10 protein-coding genes are annotated in these 19,022 nt (G+C 48.9%); 8 read left to right on the top strand and 2 right to left on the bottom strand.

Translation table 11 applies throughout. The annotated features are described in order from the left end of the window. The first annotated feature begins 43 nt into the window (after nucleotides 1–43). From AB1E22_RS17365 to mobC, 4 genes are all read left to right on the top strand, one after another. Complete coding sequence (locus tag AB1E22_RS17365) at nucleotides 44–346, top strand: TrbM/KikA/MpfK family conjugal transfer protein (protein ID WP_367596478.1); 303 nt, start codon at nucleotides 44–46, stop codon at nucleotides 344–346. A gap of 18 nt (nucleotides 347–364) precedes the next feature. Then, nucleotides 365–670, top strand: a complete 306-nt coding sequence (locus AB1E22_RS17360; protein ID WP_367596477.1) for a hypothetical protein — start codon at nucleotides 365–367, stop codon at nucleotides 668–670. 753 nt (nucleotides 671–1,423) lie between these two features. Further along, a complete protein-coding gene (locus AB1E22_RS17355; protein WP_367596476.1) occupies nucleotides 1,424–3,283 on the top strand; it encodes a type IV secretory system conjugative DNA transfer family protein in 1,860 nt (619 codons plus the stop codon). 9 nt (nucleotides 3,284–3,292) lie between these two features. Beyond that, a complete protein-coding gene (mobC, locus tag AB1E22_RS17350; protein WP_367596475.1) occupies nucleotides 3,293–4,039 on the top strand; it encodes a MobC family replication-relaxation protein in 747 nt (248 codons plus the stop codon). A gap of 195 nt (nucleotides 4,040–4,234) precedes the next feature. Here mobC and AB1E22_RS17345 read toward each other — a convergent pair whose 3' ends face one another. Together AB1E22_RS17345 and AB1E22_RS17340 are read right to left on the bottom strand one after the other, a co-directional pair. Next, a complete protein-coding gene (locus AB1E22_RS17345) occupies nucleotides 4,235–5,182 on the bottom strand; it encodes an ArdC family protein (protein WP_367596474.1) in 948 nt (315 codons plus the stop codon). A 731-nt stretch (nucleotides 5,183–5,913) separates the two neighbouring features. Further along, the gene (locus AB1E22_RS17340; RefSeq protein WP_367596473.1) at nucleotides 5,914–6,936 is read right to left on the bottom strand and encodes a DUF4917 family protein; all 1,023 of its coding nucleotides are present in this window, start codon (nucleotides 6,934–6,936) and stop codon (nucleotides 5,914–5,916) included. Between the two features lie 278 nt (nucleotides 6,937–7,214). Here AB1E22_RS17340 and AB1E22_RS17335 point away from each other — a divergent pair, with 278 nt between their 5' ends. Genes AB1E22_RS17335 through AB1E22_RS17320 form a run of 4 tightly spaced genes read left to right on the top strand, consistent with a single transcriptional unit; the run spans nucleotide 7,215 to nucleotide 18,976 of the window. After that, nucleotides 7,215–8,450: a DNA cytosine methyltransferase gene (locus AB1E22_RS17335; protein WP_367596472.1), complete on the top strand. Its 1,236-nt coding sequence runs from the start codon at nucleotides 7,215–7,217 to the stop codon at nucleotides 8,448–8,450. Beyond that, entirely contained in the window at nucleotides 8,447–11,008 is a 2,562-nt protein-coding gene (locus AB1E22_RS17330) for a hypothetical protein (protein ID WP_367596471.1), read from the top strand. The genes AB1E22_RS17335 and AB1E22_RS17330 overlap by 4 nt, the downstream gene beginning before the upstream one ends. A gap of 11 nt (nucleotides 11,009–11,019) precedes the next feature. Further along, nucleotides 11,020–13,110 (top strand): hypothetical protein, encoded by a 2,091-nt coding sequence (locus tag AB1E22_RS17325; protein WP_367596470.1) that lies wholly within the window; start codon nucleotides 11,020–11,022, stop codon nucleotides 13,108–13,110. Nucleotides 13,111–13,129: 19 nt separating this feature from the next. Next, on the top strand, nucleotides 13,130–18,976 hold the full coding sequence (locus tag AB1E22_RS17320; RefSeq protein ID WP_367596469.1) for a DEAD/DEAH box helicase: 5,847 nt from the start codon (nucleotides 13,130–13,132) through the stop codon (nucleotides 18,974–18,976). Nucleotides 18,977–19,022 lie beyond the last annotated feature (46 nt).

Below are 19,022 nucleotides of genomic sequence, written 5' to 3'. Positions count from 1 at the left end.
TATCCAAATACGCTATCCTCATTTAAATACAAAGGTGACCGAAATGAAAAAAGTTATACCCTCCGCATTATTACTCAGCGCTATGGCGTCATATTCAACTTCCGTCATGGCCGCTGACGCCTGTGAAGTGGTGTTATGCATGTACGGTAAAGCCACCGGTAACGGCGGCGGCAATGAATGTCATTCGGCTGAACGTGCATTCTTTAATATCGTCAAAAAGAACAAGCACGGTTTTCTGCCGGACCATACTGCCGATGCCAGAAAATCGTTCTTACTTGAGTGTGATGCGGCAGACCCGGCAATTATCAGCCAGATAATCAGTAAATTTGGCCGCATGCGTGGTTAATTAACGGAGGTTATCTTTATGACCAAACCGGGTTTTATTCAGCATCCCTGGACACATCAGCGTGGGGATTCCATGCGCGCAGCCTGTGTTATCGAGCACATTGAAAATGAGGCGATGCGCGGATGCGGCCTTTATTATGAAATTTATCACCACCGGGTTATCTGCCGGTTATTGCAATTACTGCAAACGCTGAACGCCACTGACAGAATAACGCTGACAGAGGAAGCTAACCGGCGTGGCTTTACTCTCGATGAAACCAGCATTAAAGAAAGTCGTCAGTGTTATTCCGACATCACCAGGGAAATCCGCGAGAATCAATATTAACCTCCCTGCCTTAATTTTATTCGCAGGTCTCCTATAGCGCCAAAAAATTTCAGCCGAATCAGGCTTAAGGCGTGGCGGTTTTCAGGTTTTTACGGCCCGGCACATTTTTCGCGAATTAAGGAGCGAAGAAATGTGCCGGGCCGTAAAAATGAGGCAGCGGACAGAATTATTTTCGCGGGTTAGGGAGCGAAAATAGTTCAGGCACCGCGCCTCACCGGCAAACAGCCGAGCCTACGCGGATTTTGCCGGCCGGGGGGAGCCGAATAAATTTCGCCGCCCCAGCGAGCGAAAAGCTGTCGCCCACGACAGCGCTTTATTTGGGGGGCATCGCCCCGCACACCGTCGCGGCTAAGTCTCCGGCCAAAAGCCGGTAGCGTGGCGCGACCCCCCTCTTTAAAGGTCAGCTTCCCTTTTATTCCCGCTGCGAGGAACGAGCAAAGGGAAGAAAAAGGCGAAAGCGACCGTCTTAAAGGGGGGGGTCGCGCGTAGCGGGCGACGGTGTGCCGCCGTTGACGTTGGGGGTTTTGGCGCGGCGTCCAGCCACGACATTACCCCCATGTGACATATCATAAGGGCGTCCAGCCCGCATGTACTGGCGCACGCCGTTTGGTGCAGGAAAGCATGCTTTCCTGCACATGGCCGCATAGCGGCCACCTTCTTCGTCCCTGACGTTCGCCCCGCCTTTTCGCCCAACACCGTGGGGCGAATTGATGGGGCGATGTCATGGGGCGAACTGCTGACGAAGGAGGCATCGTGATTTTGAATAAGCTGGCCGTTTCACTGTCGCCGATAGTGAATGGCGCGCTGAGCTTCATTGCTTTTATGCAACATCATCAGTTGATGCTGACGCTGTTATCGGGGCTGACGATGCCGTTTTTCATGTCGATGAAAAGCGATGAACGGCAAAAATCCCCGTTGTGGCAAAAGCTGATTATGGCTTTTTCCCTGCTGTGTTTTCTTTCTGGTACGATGGCCCCGGTTGTTATCTGGATTTTCCAGTGGCTTTATCAAGGGCGGGTAGTCGCCAGCGTTCCCGTTCTGGCATGGCCGGTGCTGATTACCTTTACGGTAGCGGGTTTTATTTTGCATATTCTGCTGCGAAGGGTATTAACCCCTGAAGTAGACAAAATAAAGAAACGCCTCGTCAGAAAAACAACGCTTGAACGGGAATTACGCACCGATGTCCGCACGGTGAAATCACTGCTGCCGGAAACACTGCATTATGACCCGTTGGATTATATCGACCTGAACAAAGGGTTATTTATCGGCATGGACCGCGATGTTCAGCCGATGTATCTGCCGTTAAAAGACTGGCAAAAACAACACGCGGATATTATCGGCACCACCGGGGCCGGTAAAGGGGTTGCCACCGGGATATTACTTTATCAAAGTATTCTGGCTGGTGAAGGCGTATTTGTGATGGACCCCAAGGATGATGAATGGGCACCCCACCTTTACCGCAAGGCCTGTGAGGATGCAGGAAAACCTTTTGCCGTGATTGACCTGCGGAAACAACAATACCAGTTAAATCTGATTGAAGGCATCACGCCAGATGAACTGGAAGAACTGTTTGTTGCAGGGTTCAGTCTGGCGGAAAAAGGACAGGAATCGGACTTCTATCGTATTGATGACCGAAAAGCCGCGCGTATGGCCGCGCAATTTGTCAGTGATAACCCATCGGCAACTCTCCGTGATGTTTATAACGGTGACTACGCTCAGAGCATTGCCGAAAAAATCAAAGCGTTTTTCGGTAAGATTGAAGAGCTGGCATTATTAAATGCCATTAATTCACCGGAAGGCTTTTCACTTAAACAAATGTTTGATGAAGGCGGCTGTTGTTATGTTATCGGCTCCATGCGCAACAGCAAAATTATTACCGCCCAACGCATGTTACTGGTTCGCCTGTACCAGTTAGCAGAAAGACGCGACCGTGTAACAGACGTCCCCCGCCCCATTGCTATTTATCTTTCCGAACTGAAATACCATTTATCCAGGCCAGCGCTGGAAGGTTTAGGCGCGGCGCGGGATAAAGGCGTGCATATTATTATGGATCACCAGTCCATTGCCGATTTAAAAGACTGCCCGGCAGATTTAAAAGGTGACGCCGTTGTCGGTGCGGTCGTTGAAAATGCTAAATTCAAACTGGTTTACCGGGTTATGGACCCGGATACGGCGGAATGGGTGGCGAGAATGTCAGGCACGATTCTGGTGGATGATGAACTCCGTAAGGCCAAGACGGATAATATGCTGACGGAAACCATCGACAGTGAGCGCACAATCCGCCAGGCCGAACGTTTCTTTATTGACAGCAATATGATCCTGAACCTGCCCGATTTTGTCAGCTTTATCTTTACGACAAAAACGCTACCTTCTGCTTCACTGATCTCGCCGATAAAGGTCAGAAAGTGTCAGCTAAAAATCTTTTCGGTTTCCCCTGATATTGCCGCAGCGGCAGCACCGGTGAAGACCATGCTGGATTTTGGCGAAGATGATAAACCAGCCATGCCGGATGTGATGACAACGCACCCGGCTCTTTTCTTCGACGAAATCGAAGTAAAACCGGTAAAGCCGAAACCTGATGATGAAGAACACCTGTCCCCGCTGGATTTTTAAGGAGCGGCTATGCTGATTTCGTCCTTTCATGAGCGCCAGACGCGCAACAGAGAGAAAATAAAACAATTGCTGAATTTTCTGAAAGAGGAAACTTATACCGATTTTAAAACGCTGATGCTGTTATTTGATTTCCGGGATCATAAGCCGCTTTATTCGCTGCTGGCAAAAACGGAGCGAATGGGATTAATCCAGAAGCATGTGCTTGAATCACGGACAATGAAGATTTCATTATGGGGGATCACCAGCGAAGGGCTGGCGGTGGTGTTAACCCTGGATGATAAAATCTTTCCTGCGCGGTTTGAACCATCAAAAATCACCGGCTGGACGCTGGAGCATCATCTTGATAATCAGGCCGCCAGACTTATTCTGGAGAAGAAAGGCGCTTCGGGATGGATTAACGGCGACCGGGCCACCTTTCTCAGCCAGTATCAGGTGAAACATCGCCCGGACGGGTTACTGACCCTGCCTGACGGTAACGTTATTGCCATTGAAACCGAGCGCCGCCTGAAAACCCGAGCCCGTTATCAGTCAATTATGGCAAGTCACTTACTGGCCCGTACCCGCAGGCAGTGGATTTACGTTTTTTATATTGTGCCCGATCCACAGAAGAAGCGTGCGCTTGAACTGCTATTTGACAGCATTAGGCATGTCATCATCAACCATCAGCACGTCCCGCTGGAAGAACGCCACCGCCGGGTATTTTGCATTTATACCTTTGATGAACTGAAATACCTGTCACTAGGCAGTTGTACGTAAGCTTTTACTCAGGCCATCATGATGGCCTCACCGGCCTGGCGGCGATACTCGCCAGACCGGGCATTTTTTTATCCCACTGCCAGACACAGACTGTTCGGTACTCGCTGTGCTGCGTTCCGCCTCAGTCTGCGCCTTGCAGCGTTGCCGGTTAAAAACCATGTAACCGCATTCCCTTGCGGTTACATGGTTCCGGTCTCAGAGTTTATCCATCAGGTAACGATGCGCTTTAGAGGCGGCACTGGCCGCTTTGAAAATATATCGCTTGTCGTTTTTCAGTGCTTTCAGCCAGGAAGTAATATAACTTTCATGCTGAACCTCTCCGACAATCCCCAAGTCCGCCATCAGGAACACGCTTCCCAACTCGGCGATCAATTCCTCAAACGCATAACCCTCACTGCCAAACTTCCCTTTCATTTCACGATTCAGCCGACTCTTGGCTCCGCTCCAGTGAACCAGCTCATGCAGACCGGTGGCGTAAAAATTGGGCGCATCGGCAAAAAGATATCGTTCCGGTAAGCGAATTTCATCGGTTGACGGGATAAAAAAGGCGTTTTGTCCTTTCTCGATGATGTTTGCGCCACTCTTCCGTAACAGGTTCTCAGCCTGCGGCAACGGGTCAAATGTTGCTTCCGGGCTGACTGTTTCCGTTGTCAGGGCCAGACCGTCGATTTGCTGAACGTTAAACACGGTGAAGGTTTTCAGCATCGGGATATGTTCAACTTCTCCGGCGTCGTTTTCCTTTTCCAGGGTCGTATAGAAAATGGCTGTTGTGCCATGTTCGCCCTTGCGAACCTGTCCACCTGCTGCCTGTGACTGTTTGTAAGTCATCCAGCGTGAATCGCTGAACCCCTGTTTTGATGCGCTGCACCATAACAGCATGATATTCATGCCACTGTAGGCTACACCGGTGGCGTAATTAGATGGCAATCCAGACATGCCGGATACACGCTGCCACGGGCAGGACCAGGGTTTAACATCGGCTTCCAGCGCTGCAATGATGTTGTCGGTAACGGTCTGATAAATATCCTTTCTGTTTTTTGAAAATTTCGTTTTTGAGGAGCCTGACGGGTCCAGCGGGGATACGCTGGTCGCCGCTGCGGTGTTAGGGGCGCTTGTCCGGGTGGTATGCAGGGAAATAGCCATGATTTTTTCTCCGTCAGTGTGTGATTTTCGTCTTCGTATCGCCTGACGGTTCGCTTTCCCGGCATCGTTCTGCCCTGCAAGGGCGCAGCATGCGTGCCATTTATCCTTGCGGGACGGGTTGTGTTGGGAAACGATTAACCGGAAGCAGATATGGGAACGGAAATCAGTCGGGAGAAAAAACTGCCTCTGTATATGCGGGCGTAGCGCCCCTTAGACCGCAGCGGTGAAAGGGTTTGAACTTGAGTTGGAATATAGCTGATAGCGATCAGTAATGTTGTTAAAGGGAGATAGTGCCCCTTAAATGTTCATTTTGCTCAGATATTCATAAGTGGAGGTTATCCACGATTCCGTTTTGTTGAAATTAAGTTTAATAATTCCCGATTACGGCACCGGTTGAATAGGATGTAAACAGTTTTCCATGACCCAAGTACCTAAAACATCCCGTTAATGACCTTACGATGCTGAATATAATGGTGACCGACTTTTTGCGATCGTTCAGAGGAAAGCAAAGGTGAAATTATTTCCCATGCGGCGTTGGGATTTTCGTAACGAGAAATCAATGTATCAACATAAAAAATTTAATAAATATATTACTGAACACAGTATGGCAATGTCCGCATCTGCCGCAGAGTTGACTGCCAGATTCGATTGATCACAGTTCCGTTGTAGAAGCATAGCTGTTCGGCGCTGAGCTCTGGTAACATGCCGCCTCAACCATCCCCCATTACCAGTTAGCTCCCCTGCATCAGATTTTCTGGTAGCTGATTCCAGCAGCTCGGACTTTCGCTGTCGAAAAACTCGATGAGGACATGTGGTCCCAGATTATCTCTGATTAATTGGTTAACTCTGGTGCAATAAGCCTGATCACCCCGAAAAACAGATACGGCGACGCGTTGTATTCTTGTTCTCGCCATGCGTTTTAGCAGATGTACGTCATGTTCACCCATCCCCCAACCTAAAATCACCAGACTTTCACGCGGTTCGGTGAGAACTTCACGGTAAACTGTTGAAAGATAATAACTACTCTGAATAGAGCTAACCTTCTGCTCATACGTTCCTTCGCTGACAAATAACGGAACAACTTCCTCGCTTTGCCAACGTTCAAGAATTGATTCAAGTAAGCCAGATCCTCGGATATGGATTTTATGTTCCTGTTCAACACGGTTTCGGCATAGTATAAGGCTGCCATGTGGATAAAAAACAAGCGTATTAGATTGTTCATTTCCAAGCATTCCTCTTAACCGTTGCCAATCCTGCTCAAAAAGACCTCTGGCAAGAAAACAGTCCTTAAATCGGTGCTGATCGTTGATATCCAGACCATATGTCATTGTCCAGTAAACAATCAGGTCATAGTTAAGCGAAATAACCGTTTTGAATCTTTTCAGAAACGCGTAGATATATGGCAGTTGTTCATCAACTTCATCATGCTCAGGATGCACATCTCGTACAGCCTGAATAAGGCATTCACGGATTCGTAGGTAGGCCTCATGGGTACGAGCATCCTCAATCTCTAAAGATTTATTGACGTTAGATGCCTGCCAGACAATACGCAGAATAAGTTCGAAATCTTTAGTCTTAAAAAAGTCAAAAAGTCTGCGTACATCTTCCTCCAGACTCTCTCTTTGCGTGACGTGTTCAAGCAGAGATCCATACGCAAAACGAGGACTAACGGCAATGCTTGCACCGTTGCCCAACAAAATAGTCCCATCGTATCGTGGTGCTAGCTCAGACCAGGGGTGAATGTTAAACGGCATTTTAGCTATCTGTTCCAGTAGTGAATTTTTCTAAATAACAAACATTTTACAGCGCAAGTGCTGACTATTTGCATTTTTTCTTCATCGTTTCTAAAGCTTCACTTGCTGGAGGAAAAATTATCTTCATATTCAGTCAGTTAATAACCTTTGCTACATAGCCAGCACATTTATCAATATAGATATTATCTTCATGATTTTATAGACTATCTAGATAAGAATATCCCTTTCAGGAAATTGATCGATGCGCCGATTCAGTAATACTATTTTATGGTCAGGTCATGAGCACTAAAGCCGTCACGAGCGACAATCATTCAATGGAACCTCACGAAGCGCGATTCAGTTTCTATGAGTTTTTTGCGGGCGGCGGTATGGCCAGGGCTGGGCTGGGAAAACAGTGGCAATGCCTGTTCGCCAACGATATGGACCCGATAAAAGCATCGACATACATCGACAACTGGGGCGACGAACATTTCGACATGCGTGATGTACGCGAAGTCGCCTCCGATGAACTGCCACTCCATGCTGATTTAAGCTGGGCCTCATTTCCTTGCCAGGATTTATCGCTGGCCGGCAATGGCCTGGGAATTGGCGAAAGAGATTCCTGCGCGGATGAAACCACGCGTTCCGGTGCGATATGGCCGTTCCTCGATTTAATCAGCAGGCTCGGCGAGGAAAACCGTAAGCCGCCGATTCTTGTTCTTGAAAATGTTCTTGGGTTGCTGACGCTGGATCAAGGGAGCCATTTCGCCGCGATATGCCATCAGTTGAGTAAAACGGGCTACCGATATGGCGCAATAATCATTGATGCAAAGTACTTTCTTCCACAGTCTAGGCCCCGCGTATTTCTTGTGGCGATTAGTCGCCATGCTTCAGTCCCCGAATGTTTGGTCTCAGAAGAACCTTTGTCGCAATGGCATTCACCTTCGCTCCTCCGTGCCTGCGATGCGCTGGCGAAGGATGCCCGTAATGACTGGATCTGGTGGTCGCCTGGCAATATGCCAGACTCCAGAACGAAGGAGTTAGATGACTTAATCGATTTTGAAGACGAAAACGCGCTATGGCATTCTTTCGATGAAACACAACGGCTTATCAGTATGATGGCACCGGCGAATCTAGCGCGTTTGGCGAAAGCGCAGACATCTGGCGAGACAATAACAGGCAGCCTTTATTTACGCATGCGCAAAGAAAAAGGTGTCAATCGGCAACGGACCGAAATTACGTTCTCGACCGTTCTTGGTTGTCTGAGAACGCCAAAAGGCGGGGCTTCTCGTCCTCGTATTATCGTTGTCAAAGGCAATCAGGTGAAAACCCGCTTGTTGTCGGTCAAAGAAGCGGCGGCGTTAATGGGGTTGCCGGATGATTTTATCCTCCCTGCGGCGTATCAGTCGGCGTTTAAAGTGATTGGCGACGGCCTCGCCGTTCCTTCCGTCCGTTTTCTGGCGGAGCGTATTCTGGAGCCACTAGCTATGGCCGTCCGAATTAATACCTATCGGATGGAGGATATTCGCGAATGAACTGGACGCCGCCCGTTACGCCCGATGGCTGGGAAAGTAAACTGATCGATTATTTTCTCCGGTTCGGCACCGACGGCGATGCGCAGGATATTCGCTGGTTTGAAGTTACGCCGGAGACGCTTGCCGCGGCATTCGCCGACAGCGGCGTTAGCGCGGATGAAATTGAAGAAGCATTTCGAACCTGTATGTCAAAAATACGGGATCTGCCGCAGCGCCTTGAAGGCGGCATGATGGAAAAGTCGACTCGTCGATCGCCCGGATATTTTACTTATCTTGTCATGACCTTGCTTATTAGCAGTCAATTCGACGCACAGGAAGAACGTAATGAGTTTCGACTGAAGCTGCAGAACTGGTTGCAAACCGGGCATAGCTTTCAGAACTTATCCGGCGTCAACGCGATGTGGGAGGCATTAGCCGAATGGCTTAACCAACGTATTCAGGAAGGCGAGCCCTACAGGCGCCTTATCCTGCCTCCGCGGGATGGCTGGGTTCAGATCGGTCACACCTTGCGGCTGGCATTCCCGAATAAAGCCGATCTGCGCCTGATGAGCGAATGCCTCGAAAGCTATCCGCAAGCCGCCGATAACCCACGCCAGTTAATCGAATACTTTCATATTGTTATTCAAAGACAAGGCGTTTCTCATGCTCTGAAGGAGGCTTTTGCCGAATTCAGAGACGCATGGTTGTTGGGGCGCCGCGCGCTGTTCGATATGCCTTTCTGGCGCCTGCGTCAACGGGCGGTCGGGATATCATCTTGTATAACGAAGCATCAGACCATCATTGATATGTATGTCGACTTCGACGGTTCGCGGTGTTATTTCAGTAGTGCAGGCGAGAGAGACGAAAGCGTTTTTCATCCTACGTTATCCAAAGCCCTTAACGCCCGCGACGCTGGGAGCAGCGAAAATCTGGGGAAGGCGACGCAGACCGGTTTACTATTTTTTTATGAGATCGGGCACGGGCGCTGGAGAGCGAAACCGTCTCCCGACGTATACTCGCAACGGTTTCATATCGCCTTATCCAGTAAACATTCCGTACAGATGAGCAAGCGCCTCAACGGTTATATTGCAGAGGACGATTGGATTTTAACGGCTCAGCCGCTGAACCAAGTTTCAGCGATGGATATATTTCGTTCATTAAGATCCTCTTTAGGTATTCAGGATGATGACGTTACGCGGCCTCAGCTATACGGTGGAATACGGGTACCTGGTGGATGGCTGGGATTACCAGCGTTTTTGCCTTCTGTTGAGTCAGATACGCGACGCTACAAAATATATTCATCCCGGAATGATGGCGCAGGAATCAACGTTTCTATAATAGATGGTCGTCTGATTTCTTCTGTGTCGCTTAGTGGTGAGTTCTTCATCGAACCGATACTGGAAGTAGGAGAAAAAACGCCGCCGTGGCGGCGTCGCGCGCGCTTTTTCACCCGCGCCTTACCGCACCCGACTTTAGGCGAAGGCGCAAGATACCGGTTTGAACCTCTTTGCGACTGGTCGACGACTTCACTAAAGGCACCGATGTTTAATTTCGAAGAACTGTTACAGTGGGAAGATAGCGAAGCATGTTGCGATCATCTTCTGGAGGCGATTTACGCCAGCGGAGCCAGCGGCTGGGAAGAAATCGAGTTATTCGCGCTTCTCAGGCATGTGGCTGGCAGCATCAACGTATGGCATTTGATTCGTTGTTTACATCATGCGGGTCTGATCCAGCCACGCTTGCGCCCTGGCTGGAAAGGTCGGGCATGGACGCTGGTTAAACCTTCGTTGCTTCATATTTGCAACGGAGAAAATTCTCTGGTTATTGTGGAAGGCGCTGTCTGCGCCAGTCTGATTGATAATTTTCAAAAAGCGGTCACCGGGCTGGGTGGGGAAAGTTTCCGTCGTCGTGGCGTAAGCCTCTGGTCGCCCCCTGTATTTGGGGCCGTACTAGCTAATCCTGTTGCGTTATCTCAGCGTCTGGGATGGCCGCTTATCGAAGCCCCATCGTCATCCGCTACAGCACCGCTTTCACTGGTCACGACGGAACGCACCGCTGAACTATACGAGCCCGCGGCAGTCTGGAACTGGCGTTCAGAAAGATTCCAGCCGCATAGCTCCACGGATAAAGACGTGGCATTACTATCGCTTCATATTCATCCAGGCGGGCGAGATCATGATATCTACCGGGTCGTTTCCGGGCGAAAAACGGCGCATTATCTTTCCCGAACCGCCGCTATTATCGTCGCAGGCACGAAAAACCGTGAGCCCTTGTTTGAACGAGTTGCTAAAAACCATCTGCTATGTCTTATCAATGATTGCGGCCTGCCCGATGCGCTGGCCGCGGGAATACGGCGTCACGCGCTCAGAAACGGAGGTCCGGCGGATTCCGGCTACACCTATCCTGTCGATGACGTCTCATTCCGCTGGCTGGAATCACTGCTTCCGGGGTGTTTCTGTTCCCTCTCTCCAGACGGCGAGGGCGATACAAACCGCTTAGTTTCCGCTAGTCGCCATTCCGGTGGGAAAATACGTCCGATATGGCGAAACGGTCGGCTAACGCTGACACCGGGATTATAAGGAAAATGAAAATGAGCAAAATCCCTTGGTACCTTGGTCAATTTGATCGCAGAAATTATCAGTCTTTCCTTAAAGCCATCGCGCAGGAAACGTCTGAGGGTTGGCGTACGATCGAGAACCCTAAGAAATTGTTCCCTCGTACGGGAGAAGTTCAGTTTAACGAGGCTGATGCTTTGCCGCTTCGTAAGGGTGAATGGGCCGCTTTTCATGTTGGGCCCGGAATACGCAACAGAGCGCAGGCGAAACATGTTCGCCGTATTTATCCTTATTATGATTTATCTTCCGAGCAGTCGCTGCTAGAAGTGCGTCGCCAATTAAATTTCGATGGCATATTGACATATGGCGAACCGGGATTATGGGCTATCCGTTTTGGGCCGGATGGTCTGATTCTTGCGAATTTGGCTGAGTCGAAATCAGGTTCTCTGATCTTATCCAAAAGCCAGAACGTTTATGAATATGATTTCCATGAGGGTGGCGTGATTTCCGTATCCGGCATATCTGAAAGCGGAAAATCGTTTTATATGCCCGATGTCGATGCGTCACCGACCCGGATACATGACTGGACGCCGGATAAGCAGTATATCGAAAACGTCATTCAACTCCTTTCCTGCGCTGATTCGACAGCCGCGATCGCTTCATGGCTTCGGGTGCATATAAATGAGCAAAACGGGAAATTAACTTCCGGCGTCGATGCTCTTCTGGCTGCCGCTCAAACGCTCCGGGCAGGAGAGCTAGCTAAGAAACTGGAGGAAGAAGATTCGCTGACTCGTCAGTTTACCGAAGCGATGTTGAAGGACCAGCATATCGCCCGCCTTCTCGACCATCAAATACAAAACATTGCGGAAGAAGAGCGAGTCGCGTTGCGCGCCGAACAGCATAAGTCGCTCGATAAAGAGTTTTCTGCTGAACGCCTGCGACGTCGAGAATCTATTGAAGCGGAAATGGCCGTTTTTGAGAAGACAAGGAAAAGCGAGATCGAAGAGGAGGTCGCACAATTACGGCAGCTCGAAGAAGAAAAATTACATTCTGTTTTTGCAGAAAAGAAAACGGATATAGAACAAACACTCAAACAGGAAAAAGCGTATCTCGAAAGCGAAATTAGCTGTCTGAAAGACGCCAACGCTGATTTATGCGCTCAGAACGAAAACGAACGTCAAATATTGGCAGCCCTAACCTGCGAGCGTGAAGCACTTTTGGCGTCTTTAATGGATGCTGAAGAACGTACCGCTCAGGCGCAAATTGAACTCAAAAAAATGGATATAGCTATTGCTGAAAAAGCGCGCCGCATGGCTTACTCAGCGATCCCTGAAGTACGCCTCCCAGCGCAAGCGAGAGTCGTATCCTGCGAAGAATTCGGTCATACCGTCAGAGAGAACAAGTTGCTGACACCTGACGGAAAGATACTCATGACGCAATTTTTGGCGTTAATGTTGGCAGGAGAATGTCCATTGTTATCTGGCCCTGAAACGCAGGACTTCCTTACTGTTGCCGAATCGCTGATTTCTTCGGGCCGCTCCATCCGACAGATCGCCGATCCAACGATGATTTCCTGCGAAGATCTTTGGGTTCGTGCGGGAAATAATATCGCGACGCCCCTTTATCAGGGATTATTGTTGAGCGAAGCTTCTTGTCCCCGAACTATCCTCGCCGTCATTGAACGTGTCGAATGTTCCGCCGCACGTTTCTGGTTGCCAGCGCTGAAAGACCGATTACACGGCAGCGATTTGCCCCGACGCTTTCTGATTTGCGGCACCATTGAAAACGAAGATTGTGAAGAAGCGGAGAAAATAAAGGAACAACACCTTCGGCTGCGGATGGAAAACGTCGTCATCCGGAATGCGATTGCGCTGTCCCCTTTACATCTTTCTTTAGAAAATCATCGCGAGCTTGATCCCGGCCCGGCATCGCAAGGGGCTCTCCCTGACAAACTCGCTATCGCGGATGAAATGTCAGCCGGACGTCTGGATCTGGCAAATACCCTACGGGCGATGAGAACGGCGCATGAAGTCACGCCGCTTGATGATGAAAACAAAGCGATATATCAGAAGCAGTTAGTCGATTTATACGCAGATTTACAGAATAACGAGATATACGCCCAATAAATTATAGGAGAAGGAAATCATGTTAGATCCTATTGGTGGTTTTCGCCGTATTCAGGACTTCTTCATTTCATATATAGAAACCAGCTTTCGAATTGCCGATCCTTCAGTCGCGGCCTCAAGGCGCAATCTTTTGAATAGCAGCGGGGAATTTGCCGCGGAGCCCTACATTGAACCTGTTTTACGGTATGAATCTTCGGATAAAACGCTGGAAGCTCTGGCCGAGATGGACGGTGGCCCCCTGAATAGCTTGTCTAGCAAAGGCCGGAAGGCGTTCGTCGAATTAGCGTTATCCGGTCTGTTCGATTCGAAACCTGGTGACGAAGTCTGGCCACGTCGTTCGGTCCATGCGCCATATAGCCACCAGATTCAAATGCTGGAGCACGGTATTCGCCCCGGCTGCCCCGGCATTGTTACATCGGGAACAGGTTCGGGAAAAACGGAAAGTTTTATGTTGCCTATACTGGCTGCATTATCGAATGAGGCTGTCAGCTGGGCCGCGCCTTGCGATGGTTATCTGCAAAATCGATGGTGGAATGGCGAAAAAACAAACTGGGTTCCTCGTCGCGAAGGAGAAAAACGTCAGGCGGCAGTCAGGGCACTAGTGCTTTACCCAATGAACGCTCTAGTTGAAGATCAAATGGCGCGTTTACGTAAAACGTTGGATTCTGATGACGCGCGGCAGGTGATGGGGAATCGCTTCTCCGGAAATCGAATATTCTTCGGGCAATATACCAGCACAACACCTATTACTGGCTATGCTAGCCATCCTCGTCTCTCCGGAGTCAAATCGGAAAAAAGTCGCCGTGCCCGTAATCTTGAAAAATTACGTAAGGCGCTGAAGCGAATTGATAGCAATCAGCAGGCTGCGCGCGCATTCGACGAAAAAGAAAACTCGTCGGAAAAGACCCGATATATATTTCCTTCGACAGATGGTGGGGAAATGATGTCTCGCTGGGATATGCAGGCAACCCCGCCTGACGTTCTCGTCACTAACGCCTCAATGCTTGGGGCAATGCTTTCGCGCGAAGTCGAAGACAGTATTTTTGATGCTACGCGCGAATGGCTGATGAATAACAACGACGCGTACTTCTATCTGGTATTCGACGAGCTGCATTTAATGCGTGGTTCCGCTGGAACCGAAACCGCGATGTTGATTAAGTCGCTGATTATCAGACTCGGGCTTGACGACCCGAAACATCGCTACAAACTGCGTTTGCTGGCGTCTTCCGCATCGCTGCCGATGGATGGCGCGGATGGAGAACAATCACGGAAATACCTCCGGGATCTCTTTGCGCCCTTTGGCACTTGCTGCGATTCTCTGGATCCCGGTAGCGATAAGCCTGATTTCTGGCGTAACTGCGTCATCCAAGGAAAACCTTATATACCGTCGAAGCCAGAAGGAAAAATCACCGTGCGGCCTTTCGCCGCATTAATGCGAGTTGCTCTTGAGGGGCAGGGAAATGTCGTTCGCAATCTGAACATGACGGACGCGCTTAGTAAGGCTTTGTCTAATGTCTTCCAGGCTTTGGGCGTGAAAGCGCAAAATGGCATGCAAGGCATTAAACAAGCAGCGGAAAAAGCAGCTGCCCTGCTTACCAACGCTTGTATAGAAGAAGGCAGCGAGTCGCCGCGAGCGATGCCGCCGGGACTAATCATTGATAAGATTTTTCTGAAGGAAGATACGGATAAACAAGATGAATTGGAATTAGCATTACGCGGGTTAATGCTGGTGCGCGCACTGCCGGAATCCGGGATGGATTGCGAGAAACCCGCCAACGTTACACCAGCTTTTCGCGTACATACATTCGTCAGAAATATTGAGGGTTTCTTCGCCTCCGTATCACCGGGAGAACAAAAGGCAAAATTTGCTGATTTTTGTCTGGAACGAGGCCTATCCCACGCGCCTTCAGCCCCAGGCGGAGAGCGCGGTCGTCGTTTATTTGAAATGCTATACTGCGAAGCATGCGGCGATTTACTGCTCGGCGGTCAGAAGGGACAGAATCACGGTAAAACAATCGAATTATTACCCTCGGCGACCAATCTGGAAAATCTTCCCGAACGTCCCGGCGCTGAATATTACGATGATATGACGCTGGAGGAGTTTGCGGTTTTCTGGCCTGTAGATATAGCCGGTCGGCCTCCTGTAGGTTGCGAAAAAGGTTGGGATGTCTGGGAAAAAGCGGCGCTTAATCCTGTTACAGGCATTGTGACCATTGGGCAGGAAACATCGACGACGAATACTGACGCGGTTCGCGGGTATCTCTATTTCCAGAATCCGGTTAAACCTAAAAAAGGCGAGCCGGCGAAGAACCCTTCTGCTCAGCCTTTCTGCTGCCCTAACTGCGGCATTGACTATTCCAGCCGACCTGCCAGCAATCGTTCCAGAACGCCCATTCGCGCATTTCGAACTGGTGTGACGAAATCATCCCAACTGGTAGCAACGGAGCTATTTGAATTACTGCATGCAATCGGCGCGGAAGCAAAGAGTATTGTTTTCTCAGACAGTCGACAGGATGCGGCATCAATGGCGCTGGAAATCGAACGGCTGCACTTACGAGATCTACGCAGGGAAATATTGGTCGCCGCTTCCAGAGCGATGATTAAGGAGGCTGAAAGCGGGTACATTTCAGACGAGGATATTGAAGACAGGAAAGCCAAAGCGAAACAATCTGGAGATTACGATGAGTATATCAGACTGCATGACCTTCAAAAAAGCCAAATCGGAATTACTGAACTTTGTAAATATCGACGGATAAAAATCGACAAATTACTGGAGTCTGAAGGTGACTCAATCGGAAGAATCACATCTGAGCTCGTCGGGTTGGGGATATCACCCTATAAATATCGTTCTAATTCAGATGAGAATGATAGCGCTGTTTGGCATACAAATTTCATTAAAGAAGGGGGAACTATTGGATTCAGTGAAAGGCTTCCTTCTCATGAACGAATGAAAATAAAAACGAAAATATCTTACGATCAATCTGAATTGATAGATGATGTTATTTTCGCCAATACTTTTTTCGCGCTAGAAGAAACAGGGCTGGCATACCCATGCATCTCAGATAAAGATGACATGCCGGAAATTGATGCTTGGCTAAGGGTGTTTTCCGGCGCCTATCGTGTTAAGGAGAATAAATATTTCGATGCAAGCCGTACTCGTGACTGGTATGTTGGGAAAGATGTTGAAAAAGAGAAAGTTAAGCGCGTCGCCAGAGTCTTATTCGGTGATAGCGGGTATCAAGATGGTTTAACGCGTATCTTAAATCAACTTTCTCTGCTTGAGCATAAGGCAGGACTAATCAATATCGGTAAGTTGTTCCTCAAAATCAGTAAACCAGGCGATCATTACTGGCAATGCGGAAAATGTGGGCGAATTCACTTACATTTAGGGTTTAAATATTGTACCCGTTGCGTGAATGCACTCGACCTTGAACCCAGTGGAATTGTCGAAGATCTATGGGAGGAAAATTTTCTTGGTAAGCGCATTGTACGTGGAGAGCGAGATGGAGTTAAACGTTTCCGGCTGAACGTCGAAGAATTAACGGGACAGACGGATGATTTCTCCGATCGTTTGCGTAAGTTCAAGGGGATTTTCGTCGATAAGATGAGTGAACTTGAAAAGCTTGATGCGGAAATAGACATGCTTGCCGTTACCACGACAATGGAAGTCGGAATTGATATCGGATCACTTCAGTCGGTTTATCAAGCTAACATGCCGCCTCAGCGGTTTAACTACCAGCAGCGCGTCGGTCGAGCTGGGCGACGCGGCCAAGCGTTTTCTTTCGTTATCACATTTTGTCGCGGACGTACTCATGATGCTTACTATTTCGCTCATCCTCATGCGATCACCGGAGATCCACCACCACCTCCTTTTCTGGCGGTAGATCACGACGCTATTCCATTGAGACTTATGCGGAAAGTATGGCTTAGAGCTGCATTTAATCTTTTACGTGAAGAGGATCATAAAAACGGAACAACTTTCCCTGGCGATAAACTTGTTCCGCCTGATATTCATGGAGAATATGTTGCTACGCATGATTATTATCATAGCGATGAAACGAATTGGGCTGAACGATTGCTGGGAGCGTTGAAAGCAACTCAGAATATACATGATCGCTTTATCGAAGCGGCAACATTCGATCCAGAGCAAAGACTACGTCTTTATTCCGCAGTAAACGCGGAAAGAATAATTGAAGAAATCGCTGAATTGAACGTTAATGCTCCTGAAGAAGATATGGGGCTAGCTCGTTTCCTGGCCGAGCACGGCAAACTGCCGATGTATGGAATGCCGACTCGGGTACGCAACCTTTATTTGGGATTGCGTAAAACAAAAGGTCCAAACTCTCAGGAAGAATACGAATGGTCGACGATGGATCGCGATCTTGATCTCGCAGTTTTCGAGTATGCTCCAGGTTCGGTATTGATTAAAGATAAGAAAAAGCATGAGGTAATAGGCTTCACAGGCAATTACCAGGAACCACAGTTCCAGAACAATCGAATGTCGGATCTCTCGACGGTAGGCTCATGGCAGGAGTCATGCAGCCATGTAGCAATTTGCCCTGCATGCGGTTCCGCCAAACTGGAGCTACATAAACCTGACAATGACATTAATTGCGAGGATTGCCGAACGCCGATCGGTCCTGAGGAGTTCAGGCTTTATGTCACGCCAGCAGCTTTTCGCACGGATTTCAAACCCAAAGACGATATAGATAGTTTTATCCGTATGTCGTTGAAAACCACAGCGACAGTTTTGCATGAGGGTGTTCCAACAAAATGCGATTCTTTCACTGTACGACGCGGCGAAGTGACCATTCTTCGCCTCAATGATGGCACCATTAATGGAGAAAAGGAAGGTGAGCGATTTACTGTTGACCTGGCAAATGATCTAAAAGCACCAATACCCTTTTCTACTTATTGCCCGTCAGTTAAAGGTGAACAGGCTATCGATTCAGGTTGGTTGGAATCTCACAATAACCCGCGCTGGCAGTGTAGCGGCAAGAAAAAAAGTTTTGGGCTTGTATCCAGCAAAGAGACAGAATCGCTTCATATCGAATTAACTAAATTCGATGCTCGCCTTAATCTGGACATGGTCGCCAGATACGGCGAGTACATGAATTTGCCTACGCGCGCGGCGGCTATCAGCGCGACCCAGATATTGACGCATAAGGCAGCACTCTATCTGGATGTTTCGCCAGATGAATTCGAAATGCTTGAACCCCGACTGCATCTTGGTAAACCCATATTGCAAATCGCCGACGCGTTAATCAACGGTTCAGGGTTGTGCAGACGGCTTTCCGAACCAGTAGTCGCTGGCGGCCCGACTTTGATAGTCACACTATTGCATGAAATTCTGAAAGATCAGCACGCCTGGCCTATGGCTGATTTTCTGAAAAAGGATCACCCGACTCAATGTAAAACCGCATGTTACAAGTGCATACAGCGCTACGGCAACCGCCGGTATCACGGTTTGCTGGATTGGCGGTTAGGTATGGCCTACTTACGGGCGATGGTTATGCCCGAATTCGCATGTGGTCTGAACGCCGCCGACTGGAATCAGCCAGAGATGAAAGGATGGAGAGAAAGAGCGTTTGAGTTAGCGGAAGATGTCGAGGCGTTACGACCAGCAACGATCAAATTGTCAAAAGAACATTCATTACCTGTCCTTATTGAAATAAAGGATGGGAAAGAGCTTTGGCGAGCGGCCGTAACGCATCCCTTATGGCAATGGAGAGATGCAGAACGTGATGCCCTGATTGACTCTTTTGGATTGACTGACGGGGAGTCGCCGCTACTATTCATTGATACGTTTGAACTGGAAAGACGACCGCTGCGTGCGTTGGCGAACCTTAACAGAGTTAAAATATAGCAGTAGCGTTTATTGTTACTGGTTAATTTTTTATCCGAAGGCGCTT

The organism is Buttiauxella gaviniae (assembly GCF_040786275.1).
Lineage (GTDB): Bacteria > Pseudomonadota > Gammaproteobacteria > Enterobacterales > Enterobacteriaceae > Buttiauxella > Buttiauxella gaviniae_A.
This window is presented reverse-complemented; position numbering and strand designations above follow the sequence as displayed.

Bases quoted from the DNA above. Each gene is read 5' to 3' on its own strand.
- AB1E22_RS17345 (WP_367596474.1), bottom strand. From the start codon at position 5,182: ATGGCTATTTCCCTGCATACCACCCGGACAAGCGCCCCTAACACCGCA.
- AB1E22_RS17325 (WP_367596470.1), top strand. From the start codon at position 11,020: ATGAGCAAAATCCCTTGGTACCTTGGTCAATTTGATCGCAGAAATTAT.
- AB1E22_RS17335 (WP_367596472.1), top strand. From the start codon at position 7,215: ATGAGCACTAAAGCCGTCACGAGCGACAATCATTCAATGGAACCTCAC.
- AB1E22_RS17365 (WP_367596478.1), top strand. From the start codon at position 44: ATGAAAAAAGTTATACCCTCCGCATTATTACTCAGCGCTATGGCGTCA.
- AB1E22_RS17330 (WP_367596471.1), top strand. From the start codon at position 8,447: ATGAACTGGACGCCGCCCGTTACGCCCGATGGCTGGGAAAGTAAACTG.
- AB1E22_RS17360 (WP_367596477.1), top strand. From the start codon at position 365: ATGACCAAACCGGGTTTTATTCAGCATCCCTGGACACATCAGCGTGGG.
- AB1E22_RS17340 (WP_367596473.1), bottom strand. From the start codon at position 6,936: ATGCCGTTTAACATTCACCCCTGGTCTGAGCTAGCACCACGATACGAT.
- AB1E22_RS17320 (WP_367596469.1), top strand. From the start codon at position 13,130: ATGTTAGATCCTATTGGTGGTTTTCGCCGTATTCAGGACTTCTTCATT.
- mobC (WP_367596475.1), top strand. From the start codon at position 3,293: ATGCTGATTTCGTCCTTTCATGAGCGCCAGACGCGCAACAGAGAGAAA.